The sequence below is a fragment of the uncultured Thalassospira sp. genome (genome assembly GCF_963976115.1).
Taxonomy (GTDB): domain Bacteria; phylum Pseudomonadota; class Alphaproteobacteria; order Rhodospirillales; family Thalassospiraceae; genus Thalassospira.
Map to the genome: position 1 here is coordinate 208,452 of NZ_CAXBJJ010000002.1, position 23,358 is coordinate 231,809.

At 54.2% G+C, this 23,358-nt stretch carries 21 protein-coding genes; 6 read left to right on the forward strand and 15 right to left on the reverse strand.

Translation table 11 applies throughout. From position 1 onward, the window contains the following. Nucleotides 1-4: 4 nt before the first annotated feature. Complete coding sequence (locus AAC086_RS02915; protein WP_339775066.1) at nucleotides 5-727, reverse strand: ABC transporter permease subunit; 723 nt, start codon at nucleotides 725-727, stop codon at nucleotides 5-7. 148 nt (nucleotides 728-875) lie between these two features. Then, complete coding sequence (locus tag AAC086_RS02920; RefSeq protein ID WP_339775069.1) at nucleotides 876-1,721, reverse strand: transporter substrate-binding domain-containing protein; 846 nt, start codon at nucleotides 1,719-1,721, stop codon at nucleotides 876-878. 212 nt (nucleotides 1,722-1,933) lie between these two features. Here AAC086_RS02920 and hutC (AAC086_RS02925) point away from each other — a divergent pair, with 212 nt between their 5' ends. Next, the gene (gene hutC / locus AAC086_RS02925) at nucleotides 1,934-2,734 is read left to right on the forward strand and encodes a histidine utilization repressor (protein WP_339775070.1); all 801 of its coding nucleotides are present in this window, start codon (nucleotides 1,934-1,936) and stop codon (nucleotides 2,732-2,734) included. Nucleotides 2,735-2,770: 36 nt separating this feature from the next. On the opposite strand, the gene hutC (AAC086_RS02930) is transcribed toward hutC (AAC086_RS02925), so the two are convergent. Both hutC (AAC086_RS02930) and AAC086_RS02935 read right to left on the reverse strand, forming a co-directional pair. After that, complete coding sequence (gene hutC, locus AAC086_RS02930) at nucleotides 2,771-3,514, reverse strand: histidine utilization repressor (RefSeq protein ID WP_339775072.1); 744 nt, start codon at nucleotides 3,512-3,514, stop codon at nucleotides 2,771-2,773. 96 nt (nucleotides 3,515-3,610) lie between these two features. Beyond that, entirely contained in the window at nucleotides 3,611-4,969 is a 1,359-nt protein-coding gene (locus AAC086_RS02935) for a formimidoylglutamate deiminase (protein ID WP_339775075.1), read from the reverse strand. 209 nt (nucleotides 4,970-5,178) lie between these two features. On the opposite strand from AAC086_RS02935, the gene hutG reads away from it, so the two are divergent. The 4 genes from hutG to AAC086_RS02955 all read left to right on the forward strand — a co-directional run bounded on the left by hutG (nucleotide 5,179) and on the right by AAC086_RS02955 (nucleotide 9,401). Next, entirely contained in the window at nucleotides 5,179-5,985 is an 807-nt protein-coding gene (gene hutG / locus AAC086_RS02940) for an N-formylglutamate deformylase (RefSeq protein ID WP_339775078.1), read from the forward strand. A gap of 3 nt (nucleotides 5,986-5,988) precedes the next feature. Continuing rightward, entirely contained in the window at nucleotides 5,989-7,662 is a 1,674-nt protein-coding gene (hutU, locus tag AAC086_RS02945) for a urocanate hydratase (protein ID WP_339775080.1), read from the forward strand. A 2-nt stretch (nucleotides 7,663-7,664) separates the two neighbouring features. Then, entirely contained in the window at nucleotides 7,665-8,267 is a 603-nt protein-coding gene (locus AAC086_RS02950; RefSeq protein ID WP_339775083.1) for a HutD family protein, read from the forward strand. Between the two features lie 108 nt (nucleotides 8,268-8,375). After that, a complete protein-coding gene (locus AAC086_RS02955; protein WP_339775085.1) occupies nucleotides 8,376-9,401 on the forward strand; it encodes a GSU2403 family nucleotidyltransferase fold protein in 1,026 nt (341 codons plus the stop codon). Nucleotides 9,402-9,409: 8 nt separating this feature from the next. On the opposite strand, the gene AAC086_RS02960 is transcribed toward AAC086_RS02955, so the two are convergent. Next, nucleotides 9,410-10,138, reverse strand: a complete 729-nt coding sequence (locus AAC086_RS02960; protein WP_339775088.1) for an SDR family NAD(P)-dependent oxidoreductase — start codon at nucleotides 10,136-10,138, stop codon at nucleotides 9,410-9,412. A gap of 133 nt (nucleotides 10,139-10,271) precedes the next feature. Between AAC086_RS02960 and AAC086_RS02965 the strand changes: the two genes are divergently transcribed. After that, on the forward strand, nucleotides 10,272-11,210 hold the full coding sequence (locus AAC086_RS02965; protein ID WP_339775091.1) for a LysR family transcriptional regulator: 939 nt from the start codon (nucleotides 10,272-10,274) through the stop codon (nucleotides 11,208-11,210). A 26-nt stretch (nucleotides 11,211-11,236) separates the two neighbouring features. Here AAC086_RS02965 and AAC086_RS02970 read toward each other — a convergent pair whose 3' ends face one another. From AAC086_RS02970 to AAC086_RS03015, 10 genes are all read right to left on the reverse strand, one after another. Next, the gene (locus AAC086_RS02970; RefSeq protein WP_339775093.1) at nucleotides 11,237-12,091 is read right to left on the reverse strand and encodes a sel1 repeat family protein; all 855 of its coding nucleotides are present in this window, start codon (nucleotides 12,089-12,091) and stop codon (nucleotides 11,237-11,239) included. A gap of 77 nt (nucleotides 12,092-12,168) precedes the next feature. Further along, nucleotides 12,169-14,415 carry a methyl-accepting chemotaxis protein gene (locus AAC086_RS02975; protein WP_339775095.1) on the reverse strand — a complete coding sequence of 749 codons (2,247 nt, stop codon included), beginning with the start codon at nucleotides 14,413-14,415 and terminating at the stop codon, nucleotides 12,169-12,171. 241 nt (nucleotides 14,416-14,656) lie between these two features. Then, entirely contained in the window at nucleotides 14,657-16,411 is a 1,755-nt protein-coding gene (locus AAC086_RS02980) for an ABC transporter substrate-binding protein (RefSeq protein WP_339775097.1), read from the reverse strand. A gap of 142 nt (nucleotides 16,412-16,553) precedes the next feature. Continuing rightward, nucleotides 16,554-16,826, reverse strand: a complete 273-nt coding sequence (locus tag AAC086_RS02985; RefSeq protein WP_339775101.1) for a DUF2160 domain-containing protein — start codon at nucleotides 16,824-16,826, stop codon at nucleotides 16,554-16,556. Nucleotides 16,827-16,850: 24 nt separating this feature from the next. Further along, nucleotides 16,851-17,654 (reverse strand): carbohydrate ABC transporter permease, encoded by an 804-nt coding sequence (locus AAC086_RS02990; protein WP_339775104.1) that lies wholly within the window; start codon nucleotides 17,652-17,654, stop codon nucleotides 16,851-16,853. A 1-nt stretch (nucleotide 17,655) separates the two neighbouring features. Continuing rightward, nucleotides 17,656-18,528 carry a sugar ABC transporter permease gene (locus AAC086_RS02995; RefSeq protein WP_339775107.1) on the reverse strand — a complete coding sequence of 291 codons (873 nt, stop codon included), beginning with the start codon at nucleotides 18,526-18,528 and terminating at the stop codon, nucleotides 17,656-17,658. 14 nt (nucleotides 18,529-18,542) lie between these two features. Next, the gene (locus AAC086_RS03000) at nucleotides 18,543-19,637 is read right to left on the reverse strand and encodes an ABC transporter ATP-binding protein (protein ID WP_339775110.1); all 1,095 of its coding nucleotides are present in this window, start codon (nucleotides 19,635-19,637) and stop codon (nucleotides 18,543-18,545) included. Nucleotides 19,638-19,652: 15 nt separating this feature from the next. Further along, nucleotides 19,653-20,753 carry an ABC transporter ATP-binding protein gene (locus AAC086_RS03005; RefSeq protein ID WP_339775113.1) on the reverse strand — a complete coding sequence of 367 codons (1,101 nt, stop codon included), beginning with the start codon at nucleotides 20,751-20,753 and terminating at the stop codon, nucleotides 19,653-19,655. After that, nucleotides 20,750-22,291, reverse strand: coding sequence for a glycerol-3-phosphate dehydrogenase (gene glpD / locus AAC086_RS03010; protein ID WP_339775115.1), 1,542 nt, complete (start codon nucleotides 22,289-22,291; stop codon nucleotides 20,750-20,752). Before glpD ends, AAC086_RS03005 begins: the two co-directional genes overlap by 4 nt. A gap of 754 nt (nucleotides 22,292-23,045) precedes the next feature. Continuing rightward, nucleotides 23,046-23,357 (reverse strand): hypothetical protein, encoded by a 312-nt coding sequence (locus AAC086_RS03015; RefSeq protein ID WP_339775116.1) that lies wholly within the window; start codon nucleotides 23,355-23,357, stop codon nucleotides 23,046-23,048. Between the last annotated feature and the right edge of the window lies 1 nt (nucleotide 23,358).

Consider the following 23,358-nt stretch of genomic DNA (forward strand, 5'->3'; position numbering starts at 1 on the left):
GCCCCTAAACCTGGCCCATGCCGCGCGGCATGGATTTGTTGCTGCGGCGTTCGGCGGAATTAAACACCCGTTCGGAAAAGCTGGTCAGCACCAGATAAAGCAGGCCGCCGACAATATAGAACAGGAAATATTGCCGGGTGGACCCCGCCGCGACCTGGGTGGTGCGCATCAGTTCGGCCAGACCGGTAACGGAAATAAGGGCGGAATCCTTAAGTGATAACTGCCAGACATTGTTCAGCCCCGGGATGGCAAAACGCAGGATTTGCGGCAGGATGATACGCCGCAGGCAGCGCATGGGCGGCATGCCAATGGAAGCCGCCGCCTCGATCTCGCCTTTGGGGATCGCGCGATAGGCACCGCGATACACCTCGGCCTGATAGGCCCCTGAAATAAGGCCAACGGCAAGCGCACCGGCCAAAAAGGACGGCATCCCAAGAAACCCTTCGATGCCCATGGCCTGACCAATGGCGGTAACCGCCGTGGAGCCGCCAAAATAGACCAGATAAATAATCAGCAGTTCCGGGACGCCGCGAAAAACGGTGGTATAGGCCGTGCCGAGCACGCGGGACCACCAGCGATCGGACAATTTGGCGGTCGCAACAATCGCACCAATAAGCGCCCCGATGGCAAGGGATGCCAAAGTGACACAAAGCGTAAGTGCCATACCGGTTAGGATAAGTGCGCCCCAGCCTTTGGTGCCAAACCCGAGTAGATTAATTATGTCCATGTGCCAGGCCTTCGTGTTCCAGGACGGCTTGGGATCTTTACTGTACGCATGAAACAAGCCACGACAGTAGCGGCGCAGGAAAGATGGCAGAAAGCACAGTTTTAGCGCAACGGTGAAACCGCGCTTTCTGCCTTAGGGTATTTCGCGATTATTCTGGGCTGACGTCCGTTTCAAACCATTTCATCGACAGTTTCTTCACAGTGCCATCGGCAAGGGCTGCTTTGATGGCATCGTCAAACATGGCTTTAAGGTCGGTGTCTTCTTTGCGCAGACCAAGGCCTTCGCCGGTGCCAAAGACATTGCCGGCAATTTCCGGCCCGGTGATGGCCATTTCTTCTTCGGCGGTTTTAAACGACGCCAACAGATTGGTGGTGTCATCAAAGCCAAGGTCGATACGGCCGGTTTGCAGGTCAAGATCGCGTTCTGCGCCGGTTTTATATTCGCGGATGGTGGCGACATCCTTGAAATTGTCATAGATGAATTTGGCGTAAACCGTTGCCGCCTGAATGCCGATGGTGGCCCCCTTGAATGCTTTGCGCATTTCCTCGATCTGTTCTTTGCCGCCGGAATAATCTGGCGCCATTTTTACGATGTCTCCGGTGCCAATGGCCTTGGCATATTCGCTTTCGACCGGGGCGGCAAAGGCGGCATGGGTGTTGGCATAGGGGATCGAAAACGCGATGACTTTTTCACGCTCCGGCGTAATCGACAGAGCATCCATGACCACATCAAATTTACCGGCATTAAGGCTGGTAATCATGCTGTCCCAGTCCGACGCGACCAGGGTGCATTCCACTTTCATGTGGTCGCACAGATAATCGGCCAGTTCGGGTTCAAAGCCGCCCAGCGACCCGTCGGGGTTGGTGCTGTTCCAGGGCGCATAGGCCCCTTCCAGCGTGATCGTCACTTTTTTCCATTCTTTTGCCTGTGATGGCGTAACACTGGCAACCGCGCAAAGGGCAGCGGCTGCCATAAGAACTTTCTTAAACATCATAGAGAAATCTCCTGCGAACGACTGAAGCGAATTGACCCTGATAAATTCCACCACACCCTGATATATTTTTTATGTCGGCTTGTCTGCGTCAGGAGAAGGGATGGAACATTTTCGTTAGTAGTTGTATAGGTAACATATGACACTTTTTTACGCGCATCAAATAAAAAGTGTATTATATGTGCAGTGCAAAAACGACGCAGGAACGGGTGAAAATGACCAAAATCAACGCTCAGCGGCCAACCCGGCAAAAAAAGCCAACGTCATTGTTTGCAGGCGAGACATTGCGCGAGGAACGGGAGGGGGCTGGCCCCCTTTATCTGGAGGTCAAACAGATGATTCTGGACCGAATCCATCGCGGGGAATGGCCGCCCAATCATCGTATCCCATCAGAAAACGAACTGGTGTCCGAACTGGGTATTAGCAAGATGACCGCCAACCGGGCGTTGCGTGAACTGGCGCACGAGGGTGAACTGGTCCGGGTGCAAGGGGTGGGGTCTTTTGTCGCCCAGAAAAAGGGTTATTCCGCCCTGTTTGAAGTACGCAATATTGCCGAAGAAATCGCAGAGCGCGGCCATATTCATGCGGCATCGGTCGTGGTTTTGGCCGACCAGGCGGCATCGCCCGATGTGGCCGATGCGCTTGATATTGCGATAGGGGCGCCGGTGTTGCATTCCCTGATTGTGCATCATGAAAATGACGTTCCGGTTCAGATCGAGGATCGCTTTGTGAACCCGGATTTGGTGCCCGATTATTTATCGCAGGATTTTTCCGTGATCACGCCAAATGTGTATTTGTCACAGGTGGCCCCGTTGACCGGATCGGAGCATGTGGTTGAGTCGGTTTTGGCTCAGCCATGGGAGGCAAAATTGCTGGTTATTTTGCATAACGAGCCCTGTTTAATGATCCGTCGGCGCACATGGTCGGCCAACGGGATTGTTTCTGCGGCCCGCCTTATTTACCCCGGCACGCGGTATCGGCTTGAAAGTCGGCAGGGAAAAACAACCCCAGGCTAATATTTGGTCAAAATTGGCGTTTAGTTGTATATGGAACTAAAAATCCGATGATTTTCCGGTGGGATCGGTTGGGGTGAAGCGTGCGACAAGCACATGCCGATCCCCGGGATAGGTCAGACGCACATGGGTGACGGGGCCGTTATGGCTCCAGGTTCGGCGCTCGATGACAAGGCAGGACGTGCCTGTTTTCACCCCAAGGGCGTCGCCATAATGATCGTCGGCCCCGACTGATTTGATCAGATGTTCGGCTGTGGTCCAGGGGATATGCCCGGTTAACCACGGGCCGGGGGCAGCCTCGATAAACTCTTCATTGGCGGCATCGGGGACGACGGCAAGGTTGATCAGGCGTTCTTCCAGGCAGAACACCCGTGGCCCGGCATAGTGTTTGCCGATCACTTTAATGACATTACCGGTTTCAGACAGGTCCAGATTTTTCATGTCGGCTGCGGTGCTCAGGTGCTGTTCGCGGCTGGTACGGTGATAGTCATAGGGCAGGCCCAGCGACTGGACCTCGGATTTGATGTCGTGAATTTCAAGGACAGCCGATTGCGCCTGCGGCTGGGTAACAAAACTGCCGGACTTTTTGCGTCGCTCGATCAAACTGGCTTTGGCAAGCTGGCTTAAGGCCTTGTTCACCGTCATGCGTGAACAGCCATATTGCTGGGCCAGATCCAACTCATTGGCAATGCGATGGCCCGGCGGCCACTGCCCGGAAAGAATACTTCCCTCAATGTCGTTTATGATCTGCTGATGCAGGGTGGGTGTTTTTTTTGCCCGCATGGGTAACGCTTCAGTCCCGGTTGGTGTGCCTGTGCGGTTCTTTTAGCTGATCGCAAAGGGCAAGGGAAAACAAACTCGTAAAAACCGATCTTCCTTTTATTGCGAAAGCAGGTTTTGCATTGTTTTTTGAAAACGGGGTGCAATCTGGTCGCGGGCGATATGACGACCATCCTTTACGACCTTTTTTGCGCGCACCCAAACATCGCCAATCTTGACGGTTTCGGCAAAAATCCAGGCATCCAGAATATGATCCTCGGCCAGATAGGATGCTTCGCGCGTGTCAAGGGCGATGAAATTGGCCGGTTTCCCGGCGGCCAGCCCGCTATCGGTTGCCAGTGCTGTGGCCCCGCCCGCAAGGGCATGATCAAACAGGGTGCGCCCGGTTGAGGACGATATATTGGCGATGGCATTGCGCGAATTGTGATGCAGGCGCTGGGAATATTCCAGCTGGCGCAACTCGGACGGGATGCTGATCTGCACATTTGAATCAGACCCGATGCCAAATTTGCCGCCATTTGATAAAAAGGGCGCAGCAGGAAAAGTGCCATCGCCAAGATTGCCTTCGGTGATCGGGCACAGCCCGGCAATGGCACCGGTTTGCGCCATGCGAATGGTTTCGTCATCGGTCATATGGGTGGCGTGGATCAGGCACCATTGCGGGGACAGATCGGCATGGTCCAAAAGCCATTCAACCGGGCGCTGACCGGACCATGCAACGCAGTCTTTAACTTCGAGCAGTTGTTCAGCGACGTGAATATGGACCGGGTTGGTGCCAACCATAAGTGACACCGCCGCCAATTCATCGGGGGTGACTGCGCGCAGACTGTGCGGAGCGACACCAACGACCATGCCATCACGATTTTGTGCCGTGGTGTTGCAGGCCGCAATCAGCTTTTCAAACTGATCGATGGAATTGATGAAACGGCGTTGCCCGTCGGTAGGGACGGTACCGCCAAAACCGGCATGGGCGTAAAATACGGGCAGCAAGGTCAGATCAATGCCGGTTGCAATGCTGGCACTGGCAACACGGTCGGCCATTTCGGCAATATTGGCAAAGGGCGCACCATCTTTATCGTGATGCAGATAATGAAATTCGCCAACGCGGGAAAATCCGGCTTCGAGCATTTCGATGTAAAGCTGGCTGGCGACGACCTCGACATCATCGGGCGTCATCGACAGGGCAAAATGATACATGTTGGTGCGCCAGCTCCAAAAGCTGTCGCTGCCGGTTCCGCGCATTTCGGCAAGGCCAGCCATGGCGCGCTGAAAGGCGTGGCTGTGCAGGTTGGGCATCGCAGGGACAATAACCGTGTGGCATTCATCGCCGGGTTGGGCTTTGCAGCCGGCTTCAAGGCTTGTGATGGTGCCATCCGTCAATGTCAGACGGACATCCTTTAGCCAGCCATTTTCGCCTAATAATGATTTTGCGTGCAGCGTTGCCGTGCCTGTTGCCATGTCCCTGATCTCCTCTTCGCGCCCGATTTGTGTGGGCGGCAAGAAATATGTTGTTTTGCTTTCCGTTATGTATATACATAAAAACAAGCAAGGAAAAGATACAATTCCAATCAGGTGATCGCAAATTTTAAGCCCGACGATGGCTGGCCTGCAAAAGGCCCTGTTGCCAAGGGCGAAAAACACGCAAACGAGGCGGGAGACATTCCATCATGAGTGTTTTTGACGTTAAAACCGGAACATCACCGGTTATTCTGGCTTTCCCTCATACCGGCACCGATGTGCCAGAGGATGTTTGGGCAAAGCTGAACGATAATGGCAAGATCCTTGCCGATACCGACTGGCATATCCACAAAATGTATGGCGATTTGTTGCCAGATACGTCGTTGGTGCGCGCCCTGTTTCATCGTTATGTCATTGATGCCAACCGCGACCCATCGGGGCAAAGCCTGTATCCGGGGCAAAACACCACCGGGCTGGTGCCAGATACCGATTTTGACGGCAAACCGATTTGGAACGACGGCGCAGAACCCGATGAAGCCGAAATTAAACGCCGCTATGCGCTGTTTCATGTGCCTTATCATCAGGCCTTAAAGGCCGAGATTGACCGGGTGAAAGCGCAGCATGGTGTGGCGGTTCTTTATGATTGCCACTCGATCCGCTCGCATATTTCATTTTTGTTTGAGGGCACGCTGCCTGATTTTAACATCGGCACCAATAACGGCACCACCTGCGACCCGCGCATTGAACAGGCTGTTGTGGATGTGTGCGCACATGCCGACGGGTTTACATCGGTGTTAAATGGCCGGTTTCGGGGTGGCTGGACCACCCGGCATTATTCGGACATTGCCAACAACATTCACACCATTCAAATGGAACTGGCGCAGTCATCCCATTTGGCAAGCGAAACGCCACCCTTTGACTATGACGCCAGCCATGCGGCCCCGTTGCGCCGCCACCTTTCAAAGATTTTGCACAATATTGAAAAGATCGCCTTTGATCTTGCCAAGGGGAATTGAACCATGACCAATCCGCGCCACAATATCCGTGAAATTATCGCGCCGCATGGCAGTGAAATTACCGCCAAATCCTGGCTGACCGAAGCGCCGATGCGCATGTTGATGAACAATTTGCACCCCGATGTTGCCGAAAACCCGCATGAACTGGTGGTTTATGGCGGCATTGGCCGGGCCGCCCGCACCTGGGAAGATTATGACCGGATCATTGCGTCGTTAAAATCGCTGGAAGATGACGAAACGTTACTTGTGCAGTCGGGTAAACCGGTGGGGATTTTTCGCACCCATAAAGACGCCCCCCGGGTGTTGATCGCCAATTCAAACCTCGTGCCCCATTGGGCCAATTGGGACCATTTCAACGAACTCGATAAAAAGGGTTTGATGATGTATGGGCAAATGACCGCCGGATCATGGATTTACATTGGCAGCCAGGGCATTGTGCAGGGCACCTATGAAACCTTTGTCGAGGTCGGACGCCAGCATTACAATGGCGATTTGAAAGGCAAATGGGTTTTAACCGCGGGCCTTGGCGGCATGGGCGGCGCGCAGCCGCTTGCGGCCGTGATGGCCGGGGCCTGTTGTTTGGCGGTTGAATGCAACCCCGATAGCATCGATTTTCGTTTGCGCACCGGCTATGTCGATGCCAAAACCGACAACCTTGATGAAGCCCTTGAGATGATCACGCGCTGGACCAAGGCCGGTGAAGCAAAATCGGTCGGGTTGCTGGGCAATGCGGCGGATATATTGCCCGAACTGGTGCGCCGGGGGGAGAAGCCCGATTTGGTGACCGACCAGACATCGGCCCATGACCCGATAAACGGATATTTGCCCAAGGGATGGACCATGGGCGAATGGAAAGCCAAACGCGAAAGCGACCCCAAGGCAGTTGAAAAAGCAGCCCGTGCATCAATGCGGGTGCATGTCGAAGCGATGCTGAAGTTTCATGAGCAGGGCATTCCGACCATCGATTACGGCAATAATATTCGCCAGATGGCCAAGGAAGAAGGCCTTGAAAATGCCTTTGATTTTCCGGGGTTTGTCCCGGCCTGTATTCGTCCTTTATTTTGCCGGGGTATTGGCCCGTTTCGTTGGGTGGCCCTGTCGGGCGACCCGGAAGACATTTATAAAACCGACGCCAAGGTGAAAGAAATTTTACCCGATAACCACCATTTGCATAACTGGCTGGATATGGCGCGTGAACGTATTTCGTTTCAGGGTTTGCCCGCGCGTATTTGCTGGGTCGGGTTGGGGGATCGTCATCGGCTGGCGCTGGCGTTCAATGAAATGGTGGCTTCGGGCGAACTGAAAGCCCCGATTGTGATTGGCCGTGACCACCTTGATAGTGGTTCGGTCGCCTCACCAAACCGCGAAACCGAAGCGATGCAGGATGGATCGGACGCGGTTTCGGATTGGCCGTTATTAAACGCGTTGCTCAATACCGCGTCGGGTGCAACCTGGGTGAGTTTGCATCATGGCGGCGGGGTTGGCATGGGCTTTTCGCAGCATGCGGGCATGGTGATTTGTGCCGATGGCAGCGAAGATGCCGCGCGACGCCTTGAACGTGTTTTGTGGAATGACCCGGCAACGGGGGTGATGCGCCATGCCGATGCGGGTTATGACATTGCCATTGATTGTGCGCGCGAACATGGCCTGCGCCTGCCTGGTATTTTGGGGAATTAGGGATGGCCGATCATTCTGCCAGTCGTATTTTACAGGCACAGGATTATCGCCGCATGCCGTGGAAAAACGGTGGCGGGGAAACGGTGGAAATCGCCGTTTTCCCCGCCAGTGCCGGGCTGGAGGATTTTGTCTGGCGGATCAGTATGGCGACTGTTGCCGCAAACGGACCCTTTTCCAGCTTTTCCGGCATTGACCGAACCTTGTCGATTTTGCAAGGGGCGGGCATGATGCTAACCATCGGGGATGACGGGCCGGTTGCCCTGACCCCGGCAACACCACCCTTTGCGTTCCCGGCCGACGTGCCGACATCGGCGATTTTGCTGGACGGTGCGATTACCGATTTAAACGTGATGACCCGGCGCGGCACATGCGATCATAGTGTGATCCGGCATGAATTTTCCGGTAAATGCCAGCTTGAAACGGTTGCCAGCGGCATTCGCATACTATTATGTCAAAGCCCGGTTACCATCGCGTGCAGTGAGAGTGGTAATTACGTTATGGAAGCCTATGACGCCCTGATCAGCGATGAAGAATCCCTGCCAATGGTGATAAAAGGGAATGATTTATCCGTTGTTTACGAGATTGTTTTAACACCGCAAGACTGACAGATTTATCGGGAACCCGGCAGGTACTGCACATAAAATAATTTGTGCAGTATTTTCTTTTTCTGATACCATACTGCACATCAAATAATTTGTGCAGTATGGTGCGGTATGGCTGGAACTTACCATAATTTAAGCGCGACAGCGGTTGCGACCTATAGTGACCTGTTGCGATTGTTAAAAGACGCGCAGGTTTTGGATGTGCGCGGCACGCCGGAATTGCGCATTCTGAATGGCCGGGAATACTGGTATGACCGCTATCGGCTGGGGACAGATACCATTGCGCGGTTTATTGGCCCCAATAATGACGATATTCGCGAACGTATTGCGCGGATTGCCGCGATCAAGGCCGACCAGAAAAACCGTGAAAAACAGTGCGGGCGATTATTACGCATTTTGCGTGCCGAAGGCCTGTTGCCGGTGGATCGGGGTACGGGAAGCCTGCTGGCGGCGATGGTGCGGGTTGGGGTTTTTCGCCTTGGGGGTGTTTTGGTTGGCACCAATGCCTTTCGCCTGTACGAGGGCGAATTGGGCATTCGGTTAGGCGCGGATGATGTGGCGATGACCATGGATGTTGATATTGCCAGTTTCGAACGGTTGTCGCTGGCGATTGGCGACCATGTTGATCAAGATCTGGCAGCGGTTTTTGCCGATTTGAAATTTGAAGCAGTACCCGCGCAGGAAGGCCGCACATTCTGGCGCTGGAAACAAAAACAGGATGGATCGCTGGTTGAATTTTTAAGCCCGTCCTTTGACGAGCGCGAAACGGTTAAAAACCTTCCGGCCCTTGGCGTTAGTGCGTTGTCCTTGCATCATTTGAATTATTTGATTGCCGATCCGATCAAGTCGGCGGTTTTGTATCGTAATGGCCTGTTGGTGAATGTGCCGCGACCGGAACGGTTTGCCATTCACAAGCTGATCGTCGCTGACCGACGCCATGGCAGTGAGGCCGCCTTAAAACAACGTAAGGACCAGCGACAGGCAGCCTTGCTGATTGAGGTTCTGGCACAGGACCGGCCGTTTGATTTAAAGGAAGCGTTTGAGGACGCGCAGGATCGTGGCCCCAAATGGCGCCACCGGATTGAGCGCACCTTGGTCAAAATGCCGGTGACTGCCGACATTTTGGCCCGGTTGTAAGGTATGGTTCACCAGGGAACTGTGCGCCCCAGATAATCAAGATATTCCAGCCCCGGTTTACCGTGTTTTTCCAGCAGAACCTTGACAAGGCAGGGGATGCTTTCGTCAATCGAAAGGCGGCCTTCCGGCCCGCCAAGATCGGTGCGGACCCAGCCCGGTGCCATAGTGACCAAGGCACGCGACGGATCGACGTTAGCGGTTTCGCGCGCCGCAAAGCTGCGCATGAACATATTAAGTGCGGCCTTGGTGCCGCGATAAAGCTCGCGCAGGCCGGTTTCATTGTTGCTGATGCTGCCTTGCCCCGACGACATAACCCCGATGGTGCCAGTGGGGGTGACACAGGCTTTCAGTTTTTCAATCACCCGCATCGGGCTTAGGGCATTGGTGATCATGAGGTCGGTGAAGTCTTTGGTCGATATTTCGCCAATTGTCTGGTTGGGGTCCGGGTTGGCGGTGCCAGCATTCACAAACAGAATGTCGAATTTTCGATCTGACAGGCGCTGATGCAAAGCGGTAAGCTGGTCGGGTTTGCAAATATCGAGAATTTCGATTTCAAGCCGGTTTTGATAGTGCGATTGCAGATCGTGCAGCAAGGTCTGACCGCTGCCGTCACGGACTGTGCCCACGACGTTCCAGCCTTTTTTCAGAAATTCTGCCGCCATCGCATGGCCAAGGCCACGTGAGGCACCAATGAGAAGAATTGTTTGAACAGGAGTGTTTGGGGGGGTGTCAGGCATGGGTCGGTGTCCTTTTCGGGTCAGGTTTAACGCAAATATAGATCATTCCATAATGGGCACCAGACGCAGCAAAATCACATTATAGTTGCATCAAACGCTATGTCAGGCGTAGCGAATGAGATAGGCTGCGGGCATGAAGAATGTTGATATTGACTTGAACCTTCTTGTTGCACTGGATGTGTTGCTGGCCGAAGGCAGTGTGACGGCGGCGGCACAGCGCCTTGGCCTGAGCATATCGGCAATGAGCCGCACCCTTGCGCGGTTGCGCGCCGCAACCGGCGACCCGATACTGGTGCGGGCGGGACGGGGAATGGTGCCGACACCGCGCGCCGAGGAATTGCGTGAACATGTTCATATTCTGACACGTGATGCGCAGGCCGTGTTGCGCCCGCAGATGAACAAACTCGATGTCGATGCGCTTGACCTGACATTTACGATACGGGTCAGCGAAGCCTTTATGGCGTTTCTTTCAGCCGTAGTTGTGGCTGCGGTGAGCAAGACCGCACCAGGTGTGTGCCTGCGTTTTGCCCCCAAACCCGACAAGGATGCAGGTCCCTTGCGTGACGGGGTGATTGATCTTGAAATAGGAGTGATCGGCACAACCGCACCCGAAATTCGCACCCGGTTTTTGTTTAATGATCGTTTGGTCGGGCTTGTACGAACGGGGCATTGGCTGTTGGCGGCGGGCGACGTGATCCGCCCGGAAACCTATGCGGCATGTCATCATATTGCCGTATCAAAAGATGGCAATACGGTGGGGCCGATTGACGCGGCTTTGCACGCACTGGGGCTGGAGCGGTTGATAAAGGTTGTTGTCCCTGGTTTTCCCGATGCGATGCGGATTGCGCGGCAGTCGGATCTGGTGGCGCTGGTGCCGCAATCTTGCGTTGGCAATCATCAAACCCCGGATCATGATGCGATGTCGGGCCTTGCCAGTTTTGATCTGCCGGTTGCCACACCTGACTTCAAGATATCGGCAATGTGGCATCCGCGCAGAGATGCCGACCCGGCGCATAAATGGTTGCGCGACACGGTGATGGATATATGCCGGGCCGCGTATTTGCAACGGTAAGGGGTATCGGTGCAAAGCCGGTGTGATTATTCGGATTTGACCACACAGGGTCGCCACGGTTTCCACGGTTGATAATTGGCGAAGAAATTATGCAGGAATGTATCGACTTTTTCGCGGTTGGCAGCGCGGGCGGCGGGTTCCATATCGGCATCAAGACGGGCACAATTTTTGGTAATTGCGTCGCCAATTTTTTTCCAGTCGACATTGGCATTATGGCCGGGCAAGCCTGATGCAACAGCACACCAGCCAACGGCTTTGACGCGGTCGTCTGATTTTTCGTAATCCTGTGCCAGATAGGCCGCGGCGTGCAATTCGCCATGTTCGGCGGCCTGATTAAGCCATTTTTGACGTTCCACAGGGTCGGTGGTGAAACGGGTTGCGATCATGGTGGCAGCGCGCGGGTCGCCTGCGGCCCAGGCGTTATCCAGTTGTTGGCGGGCGTCGTCTTTGCGGTCGTTTTGTAAATCATCAAGGGCCAGCCACATCGAAGCCTGGGCACTGCCTTGACGGGCGGCACTTTCATAAAGCGTGTAAATATCCTGACGGGAGCCTTGAATTGCTTCAAGGCGGCGGGCCTGTAATATTTTGGCATCGGGGTTGCCTGCCTGCGCTGCATGGTCCAGCATTTGCCAGCCCGCATCCTGATCGGCAGGGATGCCGATGCCATTGATCATTTGGCAGGATAGCAAATATTGCGCGGTTGGGTTGCCTTGTGTGGCAAGCGGGGTCAAGACGCTGGCCGATTTTTCAAAATCGCCCCGACGATAGGCATTTACCCCATCATCCAGCGAGGATGCCGCAGCGGCAATGCCGGGAAAGGCCACGATAAACGCCACCGCGACAAAAGTTTTGCGAAAGGGCGGTGTGAAAGGGCGTGTCATGGTATGTCCTGCCTGTTTAGTCAAATTGGAGTGCATTGTCGGCATTCTAACATGCATTGTTACAAAGGTTGGCGGTTTCATAATGCGGAGTTTGGTGATGTTTTAGCATTTGCGCTGTGGTCGTTGCGGATAGAATTTAAAAATTCGCGCACCCTTGCAGATAGATCATCGGATTGATGGCGCAAGCGATTGGTGGCCTGTTGCAGGTCCTCCATCGCGGAAAGGTTCTCGTCGGCCGATGAACTGACCTGGGAAATTGTGCTGTTCATTTCTTGCGCGGCAACGGCGGATTGTTCCACGTTCGAGGCGATTTCTGTGACAAAATTTTGTTGTTCACCAACGGCCTGCGACATTTCGTTGACAGTATCATGAATGCCGGAAATGCTTTGTCCGATGGTGGCAATGGCCTGAACCGCAACGCCGGTTGTCGTTTGAATACCGGTAACGCGCCTTGCAATGCGGTCGGTTGCAATGCCGGTTTGATTGGCAAGATTTTTTACCTCGCTTGCGACAACGGCAAAACCCTTGCCAGCATCGCCAGCACGGGCGGCCTCGATGGTAGCGTTGAGTGCAAGTAGGTTGGTTTGGGCGGCGATGTCCTGGATCAGGCTGAGAATTTCACCAATTTCGTTGGCACCTGTTTCCAGTTCGCGCATGGTTTCGTTAGTTTTGATTGCCGCATCAACGGCATTTTGCGCCGCATTTAACGATTGGCGCGCCCGTTCTCCGGTGTCGCGAACGCGGTCCGACAGGGCCTGGGTTGCGTGTGAAACCGAAGCCATGTTGATGGAAATTTCTTCGGATGCCCCGGCAACCCCGGTGGCATTTCCCGATGCAATTTCGGCACGGTCGCGCACATGGTTTGATGTTGCCTGGATATTTTCGGCTTCGTCGGAAACGTGGCGGGCAACGGTGGAGATCGAGGCTTCGAACGCGTCGGCCAGCGCCAGCATCGCGGTACGCCGGTCGGCCTCGGCAATTTCGCGTTCACGGGTGAGCTGGCCTTCGGCGTCGCGGGCTGCAATCGCGGTTGTGCGGAACTGCCGCAGAATTTCGGCCATGATGCCAATTTCATCGCGGCCGTTATCGGTAACTTCGATATCAAGGTCGCCATTGGCGACTTTGCGTAAACCCGCAATGACCCGCAACAGACGTTTGATCAGATTGCCGCGCACATAAAATACCAGAACCAGCAACGAAACAACCAGCACCGCACCGCCGATGATGGCAATAATTTGCTGGTCGCGGGCGACCTGTTGCAGGGTATTGTCGGCTTTTGCGCCGATTTCGGTGCGCTTTGTTCCAACAAGTTGGGCAATGCTGGTGCCAAGTTGTTCGGAACTGGCAAGCGTAGCGTTCAGGGTTTTTTGCGTTTGCGCCTGGTTGGACCATTCGGTTTCGCGCAGGGCGAAAACACCGTTCTCCCCACCACCATAAGCCAGCAAGGATTTGGCGAGAGCGCGAATTTTTGTACCATCGTCATTGTCGGGCAGTTTGGCCAATGCATCGGTAATGCGCAGTTCGGCCCAGTTCCATTTATTGCGAATTTCGTCCATTGCGTCGCCTTCCGGCACGGCAATGGCGGCCGTCAGCATACCAAAGGCAAGGTTCACATTGGCGCGGATATCGGCCAGCAATTGCGAAAAGGCAATGGTTTCTTTTAACGGGCCCGCAGCATCGCCATTGCCCCCGGCGACCCGGCTGATGCCGCGCGAAACATCAATATCAATGACTTCAATCAGCGGGCTTAGATAATCTGACAGGTCGGCATAGGCATAGACCATGTCGAGGGTTAAATCGCCGCGCTGTTTTTCCAACGCCAGGCGGGCCTCGGTCAATTCTTGCAGGGTTTTGCGGCGGGCAACAATGTCGTCAAGCCGAGCGCTCAGGTCATCAAACGCGGCATCATTTGTGCTGTTGCTAGCGATTTGAGCAAGGCGGCTGCGCGCACTTTCAATCAGGCTGTCAAGCCGGTCTTCGGTGGCGGCGAGTTCGGCGCCATTGCGTGAAGCCGCCAGAACCGGCGCCTGAGCGGCCAAAGCCGTTCCATCCATTGCCAGTTCCATTTGCCCGATGATGGAAGGCAGGCTTTCGGTGGCAATTTCGCCCACCAATTGCCGGGTATTGCCAAAAGACAGCCATGATACGACAGAGGAAACACCGGCCAGAAGAAGGATAATGGCAAACGACGCCATAAGCCGCCCCTGAATGCCGATGCGAAGACCGCGACGCGGGCCACCGCGTAGAATTTTAACCGGAGAGCGGGCAGGCACGTTTGTTGTCGACCCACCCGAAGGGCGGCGTGTATCGGAAGTGGTCTTCATGGTTTCCTCCCTGTCGTCCCCGCATGGTGCAAATTTGCATGGTGATCGACATGCCCCGAAATCGGGGTGTGATTGCATCTGGTTTGCCAGATGTCTTGATGATGATGCCTGTCAGAACAGGGGCAGCATTATAAGTTCAGAATTTTATGACGTGGTGGTGTGGTGTTGTTATGCACAAAACAAGGCGGGTCAGCCAAAGATGAGGTGCATCCTCGGCTGACCCTGGAGATGTTACGGGCGGTTAGTTTGCCCGGCCTTCACGCCAGGCCTGGATCAGATCGTCATATTTGACGGTCTCGCCCTGGGGCTTTTCGTTGGCGATTTTCGGTTTCGGGGCACCGGGCTGGTCAAACCAGTACTGGGCGTCACGTTCTTCGTTCAGTTTCGGGGCGCAATCGCCACCGATACCGGCACGACCAAGACGTTCCATCACCCGGTCCATCGAATTGGCAAGATTGTCCATGGCTTCCTGCGGGGTCCGTTCGCCGGTAACGGCTTCGGCTACGTTCTGCCACCACAATTGAGCCAGTTTCGGATAGTCAGGCACGTTGGTCCCGGTCGGCGACCAGGCCACACGGGCCGGGCTGCGATAGAACTCGACCAGACCACCCCATTTCGGGGCGATGTCGGTCATGGCCTGGGTATCAAGATCGGACTGACGGATCGGCGTCAGGCCGGTCAGGGTTTTTTTCAGCGACACGGATTTTGAGGTGACGAACTGGGCATAAAGCCAGGCTGCCTTGCGGCGTTCAAGCGGGGTGGACTTCATCAGTGTCCAGGAACCCACATCCTGATAGCCCAGTTTCATACCTTCTTCCCAATACGGGCCGTGCGGCGAGGGGGCCATACGCCATTTCGGCATACCATTTTCGTCCACAACGGGGATGCCTTCCTTCACCATGTCGGCGGTAAAGGTGGTATACCAGAAAATCTGCTGGGCGATGTTGCCTTGTGCGGGAACCGGACCGGCTTCGCCAAAGGTCATGCCCGCAGCTTCGGGCGGTGCATAGGCCTTAAGCCAGTCGATATATTTGGTCAAAGCATAGACAGAAGCCGGGCTGTTGGTCGCACCACCACGGGTAACACTGGCGCCAACCGGTGCGCAACCATCAACACGAATACCCCATTCATCGACCGGAAGGCCGTTGGGCAGGCCCTTGTCGCCTTCGCCAGCCATGGACAACCACGCATCGGTAAAGCGCCAGCCAAGGGACGGGTCTTTTTTACCATAATCCATATGGCCATAGACCTTGTGACCGTCGATTTCCTTAACATCATTGGTAAAGAATTCGGCGATGTCCTGATAGGCTGACCAGTTAACCGGCACGCCAAGATCGTAACCGTATTTGTCCTTGAACTGCTTTTGCAGGTCGGCGCGCTGGAACCAGTCATAGCGGAACCAGTAAAGGTTGGCGAACTGCTGGTCGGGAAGCTGGTAGAGTTTGCCATCCGGGCCGGTGGTGAAGGACAGGCCGATAAAGTCTTTCAGGTCCAATGTCGGCGACGTAACATCCTTGCCGTCGCCAGCCATGAAATCGGTCAGGGGCACAACCGCGTCATAGCGGAAATGAGTGCCAATCAGATCAGAGTCATTGATATAGGCATCATAGATATTGCGGCCAGATTGCATCTGGGTTTGCAATTTTTCAATGACGTCGCCTTCGCCGATCAGATCGTGGGTCAGTTTGATCCCGGTGATTTCCGAGAAGGCTTTGGCCAGGGTCTTGGATTCATATTCATGCGTGGTTAGCGTTTCCGAAACCACATTGATTTCCATACCGCGAAAGGGTTCGGCTGCTTTAATCAGCCATTCCATTTCCTTTAGCTGGTCTTCTTTGCTGAGGCTAGAGGGTTGAAATTCACTATCGACCCACTTTTTTGCCGCGTCAGTATACTGATCAGCCATTGCCGGGTTGGCAAGAACCGCCAAACCCAATGCAATTGCAACAGCGCTACCCCTGATGACGGCAGAGGAGCCTTTGGCTGTAACGATCATGTCGTTCCTCCCTGTTGGTCTTCCATTAAATTGCCAGTTTTAAATCCGGCACACCAAAACGGGGGAAGACCGATGCCCGTCTTGGCGAAGGACGAAAAGATGGCAGGGATGGTGTAGGACACATCACCACCAACCGATGAATTTAGCCCCAGCGCATGACGACAAGCAGCCAGATAGCGGCGATGCCGGAGGCGATCAGGACGGTCATGTCGGTAACGGCAAGCCAGGCAAGATGAATATAGGCCGCCCCGAGCAGGCTGATAAAAAGTCGGTCGCCCCGTGTCGTGACCAGCGGGAAAAATCCCCGGCGCGGAATGGTGGGCGAAACTGCCTGCCAAATCCCCATCCCAATCAGCATCAAGGCGATGCAGGTGAAGAACACTGCTGTAACCGGTGTCCAGGCCATCCATGACATTGTTTTAATTCCTTTCTTTTCCGATCAGACCCGGCCCATCGCAAAGCCTTTGGCGATGTAATTGCGCACAAACCAGATCACCAGCGCCCCCGGCACAATCGTTAGCACGCCTGCGGCGGCAAGAACGCCCCAGTCCAGCCCCGATGCGGAAACTGTCCGGGTCATTGTGGCGACAATCGGCTTGGCATTGACCGAGGTCAGGGTGCGGGCCAGCAGCAATTCGACCCAGCTGAACATGAAGCAGAAAAATGCCGTCACACCGATGCCCGAACGAATAAGCGGAATGAAGATGGTGGCAAAAAAGCGCGGGAAGGAATAACCGTCAATATAGGCGGTTTCATCGATTTCCTTGGGAATGCCGGACATGAAACCTTCAAGGATCCAGACAGCAAGCGGGACGTTAAACAGGCAATGTGCCAAAGCCACCGCAATATGGGTGTCAAACAGCCCGACCGATGAATAGAGCTGAAAGAAGGGCAACAGGAACACGGCGGGCGGCGCCATGCGGTTGGTAAGCAGCCAGAAAAACAGGTGCTTGTCACCGGTGAAGTTATAGCGCGAGAACGCATAGGCAGCTGGCAGAGCAACGGTTAACGAGATCACCACGTTGATCGCGACATAGATCATGGAATTGATATAGCCCGAATACCATGCCGGATCGGTCAGGATGGTGGCATAGTTTGCCAGGGTCGGGTTATCGGGAAACAGGGTCATTGACCCGAGAATTTCGGTATTGGTTTTGATCGACATGTTAAACAGCCAATAAATGGGCAGCAACAGGAACAGGATGTAAACCAAAAGGGCGATATGACGTTTCTGGAACTTCATTTTAGTGTTCCTCCCGCTGTCCGGCGTTCATAACGACGGTATAGAAAACCCAGCAAACCAGTAGAATGATCAGGAAATAGATCAGTGAGAACGCCGCCGCCGGGCCAAGGTCAAACTGGCCAACTGCCATGCGTGTCAGATACTGGCTCAGGAAAGTGGTGGCATTGCCCGGCCCGCCGCCCGTTAAGACGAACGGTTCGGTGTAGATCATGAAGCTGTCCATAAAGCGCAGCAGCACACCAATGACCAGAACCGACTGCATTTTGGGCAATTGAATAAAGCGGAACACGGCCCAGCGCGACGCGCCATCAATTTTGGCGGCCTGGTAATAGGCATCGGGGATAGAGCGCAAACCGGCATAGCACAACAACACCACCAGGCTGGTCCAATGCCAGACATCCATCACCAGGACCGTCAGCCAGGCATCAACCGAGCTTTGGGTGTAGTTATAGTCAACCCCGACCATGTTGAGCACATAGCCGCCCAGGCCAATATCGGCACGACCGAAAATTTGCCAGATGGTGCCAACCACGTTCCAGGGAATAAGCAACGGCAGGGCCAGCAAAACCATGCAGGCCGAAACACCCCAGCCTTTACGTGGCAGTGTAAGGGCGACACCAATGCCCAGCGGAATTTCGATCAAAAGCACGCTAAAGGTATAGCCGATCTGGCGCAGAAGGGCTTCGTGAAGGCGACTGTCATTCAGGACTTGCTGGAACCATTCGGTGCCAACAAAGAACCGGGTGTTCGGGTCGAAAATATCCTGGACGGAATAATTTACCACGGTCATCAGCGGGATGATCGCGCTGATTGCAACGATGAAAAACACCGGCAGTACCAGAAACCAGGCCTTGTTATTGGTAATCTTGTTCATTTTCCAGGCCCCCCTTACGCGACCAACTGACTGTCGGCATAAATTTTGGTCCATTCCTGCGGAAACCGCAGGATGCCGCTTTGCCCGCTAATCTGCTGGTCTTCGCCAACCTTTACTTTCAGTTCGGCATTGCCAAACCGGGTGGTGGCGATTTTAAACTGCCCCAGATCCTCGACCTTGACGATATTGACGGGAATGCCGTCATCACCGATCGCTGCGGTTTCATTTTCAAGGCGGACAAATTCGGGGCGAATACCCAATTCAAGTTTGCCTGTTGCAGTGCCAAGCGCAGTCATTTGCGCATCGGACAGGGCAATGCGTTGCCCATCAATCCAGGCGGCACCGGCATCGATATTGCACGGCATGATGTTCATGCCGGGGCTACCGATGAAATAACCAACAAAGGTGTGGGCCGGGTTTTCAAACAGTTCCTGCGGCGTGCCGAGTTGAACAACCTTGCCGCCATACATGACGACAACCTTGTCGGCAAATGTCAGGGCTTCGATCTGGTCATGGGTGACATAAACCATGGTCGGTCGCAGTTTATTGTGTATTTCCTTGAGCTTGCGGCGCAAAACCCATTTCAGATGCGGGTCGATAACCGTAAGCGGTTCGTCAAACAGGATGGCGGAAACATCATCGCGTACCAAACCCCGGCCCAGCGAAATGGTTTGTTTTTCATCTGCGCCCAGGCCCCGGGCCTTTTGTTTCAGTTTGCCGGTTAAATCAAGCATATCGGCAATTTCGTGAACCCGGTTTTTAACCCGTGTTTCGTCAATACCACGGTTGCGTAACGGAAAAGCAAGGTTATCAAACACCGTCATGGTGTCGTAAATGACGGGAAACTGGAAAACCTGGGCAATATTGCGCTGTTCCGGGGCCAGATGGGTGACATCCTTGCCATCAAACAGAACGCGCCCATGCGACGGGGTGAGCAGGCCGGAAATGATATTTAGCAGCGTGGTTTTACCACAGCCCGACGGGCCAAGCAGGGCATAGGCCCCGCCATCTTCCCAGACATGTTCCATGCGGCGCAAAGCATAATCCTCGTCGCCCCGGGGATCAGGGAAATAGGAATGGGCCAGATTTTTAAGATCGATACGTGCCATTTTAACTCTCCGGGCTCAGGCGGCCTTGCCATTTGCGATTTCAACAGGTGGGGCGGCCTTCAGCCGGTTATCGGCATCAAAAACAAACAGACGTGACGGATCGAGATAGAAGGTCGATGTTTCGCCAAGGCGCGGATTATGAACGCCTTCTTCCTGAATAACCCAGGAGGCATCATTGAAACGCACATGAACAAACGTTTCGGACCCGGTGATTTCGGCCAGTTCGACATTGCCCTGCATGGCAATGGCCGATGGGCCGGGATTGACCACCGATAAGTGATTGGCCCGTACCCCGACGGTGTAGTTGCCGTTCGTAATGCCCGACAAATGCCCGGAAAGCGGAATATTGTGGCCACTGGCCAGCGAAAAGGCACCGTCTTTGACATGGGCGGGGATCAGATTGATCGGCGGATCGGAAAAGATCAGCCCGGTTTCAACCGTTGCCGGGTTATGAAAAACATTGGTCGTGGGGCCAAACTGGGTGACGTGCCCCTCATGCATGACGGCACATTTACCGCCCAGCAACAGGGCTTCCATCGGTTCGGTTGTGGCATAAACAACAATGGTGTCGCGCTGTGCCAACAGATTGGGGATTTCTTCGCGCAGTTCTTCGCGCAATTTGTAATCCAGATTGACCAGCGGTTCGTCAAGCAACAGCAACGTACAATCCTTGATCATGGCGCGGGCCATGGCGGTGCGTTGTTGCTGTCCGCCCGAAAGTTCCTGCGGCAGACGGTCCAAAAGATGTTCGATATGCATCAACTCGGCGGTTTCGCGCACGCGGCGGTCAATTTCGGCCTTGTCGGCCCCCTGAAGTTTCAGCGGAGAGGCAATATTGTCATACACATTCATCGACGGGTAATTGATGAATTGCTGATACACCATGGCGATGTTGCGTTTTTGAACGCGCTGACCGGTCACATTGGTACCATTGACCAGAATACGTCCGCTGGTTGGCGGTTCCAAACCGGCCATGATCCGCATCAGGGTGGTTTTCCCCGCCAGGGTCCTGCCTAAAAGGACATTGAACGAACCTGGCTCCAGCGTCATCGACACATCGTCGATATGGGTGACACCTCCCACGGTTTTGGTAATATTTTCAAGCGTCAGGGTCATTTGTCTTCATTTCCTTCGCCCATCGGGGCGGTTAGGATGGAGGGGGCGGTATTGGCAAACCAGTTTGCGATGGCTGTTGCTGTGTCCTTTGAAACATGCAGTCCCAGTTTTGAACGCCGCCACAAAACATCTTCCGCGCATCGTGCCCATTCGTGTTGCACAAGGTAACGCAGCTCGTTTTCGTAAACGTCGTTCCCCAGATGCAGCCCCAAACCGGCAGTATCCGTTGCATCATTCATTATTCTATCGATCAGTGTGCCGTAATTTCGCACGTAGCGGTAGAGTTGTGCTGCCGGAAGCCAGGAAAATCGTTGCTGCATTGCGGCAAGATAATCGTCGAAATTACCATTTGGCATGTCCCCGCCGGGCAAAGGTGCACCGCTGGTCCAGGGTTCCCTGGTGTTGCCCAGATAGGGCGACAGGCGGGCGAGGGCCGATTCTGCAAGTTTGCGATAGGTGGTTATTTTGCCACCGTAAATGTTGAGCAGCGGTGCTTCGGCATCTTTCTGGTCGATCTCGAGCACATAATCGCGGGTGACGGCCGAGGCGTCTTCATCGGCATTGCCATAAAGCGGGCGCACCCCGGAATAAGACCAGACCACATCGGCAGGCGTGATTTTGTGGGCGAAATAGGTGTTGGACAGTTCGCACAGATAGGAAATTTCGTTATTGCTGATGGCAACCTTCGCGGGATCGCCCTTGTAATCGTGATCCGTGGTGCCGATCAGGGTAAAATCCTGTTCATAGGGGATGGCAAAAACAATGCGCCCATCGGGATTTTGGAAAATGTAGCAATAATCGTGGTCAAACAGCTTGGGCACAACAATGTGACTGCCCTGCACCAGACGAATGCCCTGTTTTTTATGGGCATCGACCTTGCTTTCGAGAAGCTCGGCGCACCATGGTCCGGCAGCATTGACCAGCGAGCGAGCCTTGATGTGCCGTTCCTGCCCGTTTTCGCGCACGGTGACATGCCACAAATCGCCGTCACGCCGGGCAGACAGGCATTCGGTACCAACATTAATTTCGGCACCGCGCATTTGCGCGTCCATCGCGTTTAAAACAACAAGTCGCGCATCCTGCACCCAGCAATCGGAATAAACAAAGGCCTTGTCCATGCCCGGTGCCAGTGGGGCCCCCGCAGGATGGGCGGCCAAACGCACGCCTTCGGACCCGGGCAGTTTTTTACGGCCGCCAAGATGATCATACAAAAACAGGCCAAGGCGGATCATCCATGCCGGACGCAGGCCTTTGACATGGGGCAGCACGAAACGAAGCGGCCAAATAATATGCGGGGCGGCCCCCATCAAGACTTCGCGTTCGATCAGGGCTTCGCGGACCAGCCGGAATTCGTAATATTCCAGATACCGCAAACCGCCATGAATAAGCTTGGTACTAGCCGAAGAGGTCGCAGAGGCAAGGTCGTTCTTTTCACAAAGAAAAACTGCCAATCCGCGCCCGGCTGCGTCCCGCGCAATGCCTGTGCCATTGATGCCGCCGCCAATGATGGCAACGTCATATATGTTTGAATTGAGCAACCGATTCCTCCCTGATTGCCCTGATTGATGACAACTGGTGTTAGCTGTCGTTCTTTATTTTCACAAACGTTACAAACAAGAGAAATTAAACGCAAGTGAAAATATTTCATTCGCGAAATTTTCAGCAGCTTGATGCAGAAAAACCAGCCTAAGCAATTGAATATGCTTTATTTTTAATTATGACACTGAATATTGAATTTAAGGAAATCAACGGCAGATTGTCTTGTCGCAAGCTGCAACTGCTTGAATCGTTGAAAAATGAAAAAAATATTTGGACCGTTTCGGGTGTGCTGTTTAGCCTTCCGGCTTCTCGCTTGAGTGAACCCGGTGATGTGACAGCACAGTCAGAACAGCGCATGGGCTGCAAGTAACGCCCGCCAGCCCCGAGAGATTTGGCGGTCTGGGAGGTTAGGAACCAAAGATAGGTCGATGTTTGATTGGAAATTTTCGCCATAAGATTTAACGTCCGGGCATTTGACCACTTCAGGCGGGCAAGAGGGATGTTGTGTAATGCCGCGTCGTGCAAAAGCCACGAATGTTTGCGGTGCAAGCAATCTGGCGGGGCGATTCGACGATCCGGATTTTAGGTTTTGACCGAATGATCCCAGTGTGCCTCAAAATGTTCGAAAATGAAATTTTACGGCCAGTTGACGCTTTTGACACGACCTGTCACGGGATTTTCTGAAAGGCGTTCGACCGGCTGGGGCGGGGCAATATCTCTTTCATTTAAATAAAGTGATACCGAAAATATCGATTATCGGAAATCTGGAATTTCAATGTCGAGCATGGCCGAGGCAAGGCATTTGCCATGCGCGTCAAGCGCCAAAGAGCGGGTGACGCCACCGCCCAGGGCGTTGTGCAGAACGAAATTCAAAGCGCCCAGTTGGGGCAGTTCGTAGCGTTCGACGGGGCCGCTGGCAATGTTGGCAAAGCGCATGGCAACTTGTTGCGACGTAAGGGTTGTGCGCAGCAGGTCATAATCTACCCGGTCATAAACGATGACAGAAATGTTGGAAATATTGCCCTTGTCGCCGGTGCGGCAATGGGCGATCTGGTGCAGGCGCATG